This is a genomic window from bacterium, from assembly GCA_040755795.1.
Lineage (GTDB): Bacteria > UBA9089 > CG2-30-40-21 > CG2-30-40-21 > SBAY01 > JBFLXS01.
Map to the genome: position 1 here is coordinate 1 of JBFLXS010000213.1, position 6,780 is coordinate 6,780.

Sequence of the window (6,780 nt, forward strand, 5' to 3'; positions counted from 1 at the left end):
CATAAAATGGATTGCTTGTGCCTGTTTTACTCTGGTAACCTGCCGTAATCGAGGTTGTGCCTGCTCTGGTGATGGTAATAGTGCCATCCCAGATGCCACCAGTGAAGTTAGAGATGATAGTAGGTTGGATGGTTTGAGAAAGGTCAGAGAGTCCGACTTTATCTTTGAAATTTAGCACTACATCACCAAATTCATCATAAGCAGTCATCTTTATTCGAAATCCTGCCCCTGCTATTTGGGGAGAGGAAATTGTGCCAAACAGGAAATATTCTACGCCAGTGATATAGAAGAACGTCCTTGCCTCATATTCTGAAATAAGTCCATAGGCAGTAATGGTTATCGTGCCAAATCCCTGGTCATCTACGGTAAAGGTAGTAGTAAAAGAACCATCAACACAGGTAGATAGAGCAATAGTGGTAGTATTGCCAAATTCTATGCGAATGGTTTCTGTGGAGTAGAAATTGCACCCGCTAATAGTGACTCGCTTACCTACTACACCCTTTGTAGGTGAAATCAAGGTAATCATCGCCGGTGAGGGTGTTCTCTCCACAGCAATATTAGAAAGTGGGGAGAGATTGAAGTCATCATCCCTGGCGCGAATACAGAAATAGTAGGTGGTAGTTGGGGAGAGATTAGGGACGGTAAAAGATTCAGGAGAGCCAGCATCTTTGGGAACAATAGTGGATGTAGCTTTGTTAGTCAGGTGCCAGTTTTGTGGGGTGATAGTCCAGGTAGCGTAGCGGATAAAGTAGCAGGTAGAAGAGCCTGTATCTTTGTCATCACCAGGTGCCGTCCAGGTTAAGTCAATAGAGGTAGGTTTGGGATTAAGAGCTGTAAGGTCAGTTATGCGAGAAGGGGAAACAATATCTGTATTATAGCAATTAGTCCGACGCATATCGTGATTTGCCATCGGCCATTCCAGTGCCCCTGGTGTGCAACTGCCCCAATAGTCCCAGATGTAAAGCTTGCGCCATACACTCTCATTCTCTGGTTCTTGCCCCATACCTATCATCTCTATATCCCCGTCCAAATCAATATCTGCTATGGTGATAAAAGAGATTATATAATCAGTTGGTCTGGTAAATAAACTTGCTTTAATGTTACCAGTATCCTCCCAAATAGTTATTGTCCCACCGTTGGGTGTGATAATCTCTGGTTTATTATCCATGTCAACATCTGCCAATTTACCAAAATCAATTCTTCCAATAATACCTTCTTTAGGCCAACCGACTACATCACTACCATTGTGGTGAAGAACATAAAGTTTATTAGGATCCTCAGTGGAAATAATCACTTCCATATCTTTATCATTATCTATATCTCCCAGCATAATCTCCAGGATTTTGTTGCCATCTATCTTCTTTGGCCACCCTGGCACATCACTACCATCAGGGTTTAAGGCATATACCTTTAATCCACTATCAATAATCCCAAGCAGAATTTCCAGTTCTTTATCTTCATCAAAATTCCCTACTGCGATTCTATCAGAACCAAGGTTAGATTTTGGCCAACCATGAATTATCTTTCCCTCTCCATCCCAAACATACATTCCTTTTGCTGATGATGAAATAATCTCATCTCCTTGCTTGCCATCAAGATTTACTACAATAGGATGATTATAATCACCGTCTTTTGGCCAATCACCGGATACTATGCTTCCATTATTGTGGAATGCATACAACTTATTATCTCCATTATCTTTCAACTCTACTACAATCTCTAACTCTCCATCTCCATCTATATCTCCTATTGCTGGTGATGAGGAACATTCCATTTCCTTTGGAAAACCAGGCACATCACTACCATCGTCATTCCACACATATAACTTATCTCCACTAACTACAATTTCTAACCTATCATCATTATCAATATCAGCTAATATAATCTGTGAGATTTTTTCTTCTCCTACTATTTTTTTGGGCCAGCCTGGTTGAAGACTACCATTATGATGCCAGAAATATAATAGACAAGTCCTATCTAAGGCTACAATTTCTAAGTTTCCATCTCCGTCTATATCGCCTACTGCCTGGGATAGTAAGGAATACCCTTGTAGAAACTTAGGCCAACCATCTTGATAATAATTTATCTCCAAAGGTTTATAGGCAATATTGTTAATCGTTCCTGCCTCTGGGATAGTATCATAAGGGTCAACTACTACATAGAATTTATATTCACCTACAGGGAGATGAGGAGTCCAATTTATATCTACTATTCCTTTGTCTTTCGCCTTAATAGTAGTTATTGTTTTAGAACCTATCTCTATTCCATTTTTTGGTTCATCAAGGAAAAATTTAACCAATACATTTCCTGCATCTATACCCCCATAATTATGGATGGTAGTAGTAATGGTAGTTAGTTGTCCTGGTTTTGGATATGGAGGAATAAAACAAACATCAGTTGGCTGAACCTCTAACTCTGCTTTATCTTGTTCTGGAGGAACCCTTGCAGTAGTTACCGCCGGGTCACCTAATAGATTAAATTCCTCATACAATAACTTAAGGCGAATATAGGCATTGATAACTACCTCGCCGAGACAAAAGGTATAGGGATTGTTCTCTGCCATAAAATCATATGCCTCTTTCATCCACATTTCGTATGGACCGCATATTGTAGATGCCCCCCAATACGCAATTCCTCCACCATTTTCTTTCTTAATAAAGAGTTCACCAAGGGAATCATCCACATCATTAAAACAAGCGGTGTCACAGGCAACAGCAAAAATAATTGGTAACATCCCTCCATTAGAAAGTTTCTTGACATGTCTATTACAAAAACTAACATTAACTCCGAACTGAACTGCCCATCCCAAGAAATTACCATGACCTTCGTAAGCTACAAGGAGTTGACCATTGTTAATTGCATTATATACATCGTCTCCATTTCCTCCCTGGTCTCCATTGATTACAGTAACCTCAAATCCTGCAGGTATAAGAATATTATCTTTTACATAATTTCGAGTAACCCAACGAGATTCTACTCCATCAACTAATAAAGCTCTATTTTGCCACTGACCGGGAACAGGGTTCTTCTCAAATTGAATTATCTTATCTACAAGTATTTTTGCTTCTGTGCCCATCTGTAATGGTAGTCTCCCAAGCATTATATCTGGTAATTTATATCCCTCAGTTAAATCACTCTCATTAAGGTAAGTATACCAAATATCACTGGCACATGGTATTCCACTATATCCGCTTCCTCTATGTGCTGGAACATATCCAGGCGGGAAGAGATTTGGTCCAAGTTCAGCATCTCCAAAGATAAGAACATAACCCAGATGGTTATCTGCCATTGAAGGTGCTTTCCAGGTGTTATAAGCATATTCTATGAAATTTTTGATTGAGATATCCTGGGTTTCTGTCCCTTGAGGTGGAGGAAACTCATTATAGATATTAGTGGTACTAACTATTGCTACATCAAAGCCGTTATATTCTACTCGATGAGTGGCTAATCTTTTCAAGTCAGCATTATCATAAAAATCAGGAGAGGTAATTATCAAATAATCTGCAGAGTTTGCTGGGTCTTTAAGAAGGGTTGGATAAGTTAATGTCCCTACCCTTTCTGGTACTGGAATACGAGGTAGAACAGGAGGTTTATAGTTTAATACTGCCCTTTTTAACACATCAGCAAAAGGGCCTCCTTTATTAATGGATTGCTTTAAAGGGAAAGATACCTTTTTCTTTTTGGGGAGATATTTTAACTCAATCTTTAACTTAGAATGTATCTGAAGTTGCTTTTTCGCAGGATTGAACTGGATAGGATGAACCTCTAACCTGAGTATTCGCTGGTCCCTTACATAAGCTGTGGTATATGTTGCTATCTCATAAGGATAAAAGATGGATTGTTGGTAAAATTCCTCATCAAGATAGAATTCCTCAGCAAGGTATTCATAACCCTCGGCTGTAGTTTTTATTACTTGCCTGGGAACAGGATAGATTAAGTAGGAATTGGGAAGTGGGAAGTGGGAAGTAGAAATAAATGAAAGATTAATTTCAACATCATCCGGGATAGCAAGTAAGATTTGAATAAATGGCAGTTTTGGTTTGCCAACTTCTTGGGTAAAACTGTATTCATGCCCTGGAATACTCAAAATCTGAAATGTCTCTGTTCCTTCACTCCGAGCTCCGAGCTCCGAGCTCCGAGCTTGTTCCACATTCATCCCAGAGATACTTGCATCTAAGGTAATACCTGAAGTATCTTCTTTTACAACTACAATCTCAGGCTTTGTAGGCGAAGTGATACCTTCTTTAAATGCTACCCAATCTGCATTACTAATAGTTGGAAATAATATAAATAACATTAAGATAAATTTCTTTAGCATATTAGTATTTTACCATAAAAATGTATAAAAGGGAAGAGAAAAGTTAAAATAGTTTTTCACCGCAGAGACGCAGAGGACACAAAGAATAAAAAAGAGAGACCTGCCCTTTTACAGAAAAGGAAACAGGTCTCTCTCGTCAGTCGCTGGAATACTTCCTCACAAATACTCCTCTGTCAAGATTTAGAACTCTACTGCAAAGGTAATAAAGAATATATCCTCATACCTACCTGCAAAAGTACTATCACCTGGAACAACCCTTGCCCATAAGTCTTTGTTATAGCGAATGGCGGATCCTCCGCCGGGAGATGGTATCCTTGCATTTGGTGTTCTATAATCTCCATTTGGAGGTCCCACTAAACTCCTAAATTCATTCGCAGGAACAAAATCACCTGGCCCAGGATGACTACCACTTGCAGTGCCTAGAGCATAGTATGTGGGAATGGTTTGCGTACCACCAATTCTCTGTACATCTGCACACCCATCTACCGTCATCCTTAAATAGAATGGTTCTCTTATGGAAAGTGCCCGTGCATAAATATTTGTCCACCTGATCATGTAATCGTTTGGTAGACTTAAAGATTCCCACTCGAGATGTTGGTCAGCAATATCTACGATTAAACTTGTTTTTGTCCCATAGATATAGGTATGGGTCATAGTAGATACATATGGACCTGTACCATCATAGTGACAGGGAGTAACTTGTCCTAATCCCCAAGCATAGTCAGTAGCTTGATTAGTTTGCGTAAGATAAGCTTGTGTATCTTCTGCGTATACTGTAGTTGTATAGGTAGCGGTAGCAAGTAGCCCGAGGACAAGCATAGTAAGTAATGTTAGTTTTTTCATTTTTTTTCACCTCCTTTTGTTTTAGATTTTTATGTTCACTCTTCGCCAGCGTTGAAATATTTTACCACCTCCTTTTTGCTTTTGAAGAGAGAAGTTTCTCGCCACAGAGACACAGAGGACACAGAGATATTATTAAAATTATTCCCCACTAACTGGTCACTGGTCATTGGTCACTGGTCAGTAATTAATGACTAATGACCATTGACTATTGACTACTACGCAGGCTGAAGCCGTGCGGCTACCAACTCACTGAGAGGGATATGCGGTTCATATCTTCTGCACCATCCATTTCTCCACTTGATACATTGGCAAAATCAAGCTGATAGACTTTGTAGTCTATTCCAAACCCATAAGTTAAACCATCTACCTTCCTGCCTTTGTCAAGATAGCCGAGCCTTATCGCCAGAATATTGTAGCTATATTCAATGCCTGCGTTTATAGCCAGCTTGGAATTATAGAAATGCTTGTTTAAGTCCAGTGATAGGAGAAGATTATTCATTGGTTGGTAGGCAAGCCCGGCTCGTAGATTTAGCGGTAATTCATCTCCTTTTATTTTACTACCAAGATTTTCTATGCACGCACCAAGGGTTAAATTTGGTATTTGAGTCTTGCACAAGACCCCAAAGTCTATACCAAATCCCTTTCCTTTCATTTCCTTCAGGTCACGCTGGATGTATTTCAGGCTTCCACCTAAGGATACATTTTCATAATAGAGTTTGCTGTATGAGAGGATGAGGGCAAATTCAGATGGATTAATATCTCCGGTCGGGTTATTAAATTTATCCCTGGTTTCTATCTTGCCTAAATCCTGATGTATTATGCTTATACCCATTACTCCATCTCCTTCCCATTCTTCAATTGGTTGGGCATAGCCTAAGAAGGTTCGCGAAGTATCCTCTCGTTTATCGCCATACATTGCCCAGACCTCTTTTTTAGTCAGATAGGCTAATCCAGCAGGGTTAAAGTAGATAGATTCTACACCATCTGCTACTGCACAAAATGCCTCTCCCAGAGCAGATGCCCTTGCGCCAATGCCAGGTTTTAAGAAGTCTGCCGCGGTATCAGCTCCTGCCTCGGCATTAGGGAGTAGAAAGTAGAGAGTAGAAAGTAGAGAGAAAAATAGATTTACACTTACCTGTTGTAACTTTTTGTTTAACATTTTTTTACCTCCTTTTTGGGGGACGCAAGATTTTTCTCCGCAGATTATCAGGATAATATTTTTTAAAAATCCTGTAAATCCTGTACATCTGCGTCCTATTTTATTACTAATATCTTCTTAGTCCCAATTACACTTCCACCAATATGTAATTGATAGAAATAGACGCCTGATGAGACTATATCACCATCATCGTTTCTACCATTCCATGGGGTAGTAATATTTGACCCGGCAAGTTTATCTTCTTCTAATCTCCTGACTAATTCTCCAGCAATGTTGTAAATCTTAATGACTATATGAACATTCACGGCTAAATCATACGGAATCTGTGTTTCTTCCTGATTGGGATTGAATGGATTTGGGTAATTCTGGTAAAGTTTATTCTGGAGTGGTAACGGCTGTGATGATTCTAACACAAAGTCAAGGTCAAAAACCGATGCCTCATCCGTAATAGTAATCTCCT

4 protein-coding genes are annotated in these 6,780 nt (G+C 39.5%); all 4 read right to left on the reverse strand.

The window, feature by feature from the left end; translation table 11 throughout:
- Positions 1-4,297 (reverse strand): C25 family cysteine peptidase (locus tag AB1414_13070; GenBank protein ID MEW6608354.1); only part of this gene is annotated, 4,297 nt, incomplete at its 3' end.
- A gap of 201 nt (positions 4,298-4,498) precedes the next feature.
- The gene (locus tag AB1414_13075; GenBank protein ID MEW6608355.1) at positions 4,499-5,161 is read right to left on the reverse strand and encodes a hypothetical protein; all 663 of its coding nucleotides are present in this window, start codon (positions 5,159-5,161) and stop codon (positions 4,499-4,501) included.
- 238 nt (positions 5,162-5,399) lie between these two features.
- Positions 5,400-6,320 carry a PorV/PorQ family protein gene (locus AB1414_13080; GenBank protein ID MEW6608356.1) on the reverse strand — a complete coding sequence of 307 codons (921 nt, stop codon included), beginning with the start codon at positions 6,318-6,320 and terminating at the stop codon, positions 5,400-5,402.
- A 95-nt stretch (positions 6,321-6,415) separates the two neighbouring features.
- Positions 6,416-6,780 (reverse strand): T9SS type A sorting domain-containing protein (locus tag AB1414_13085; GenBank protein ID MEW6608357.1); only part of this gene is annotated, 365 nt, incomplete at its 5' end.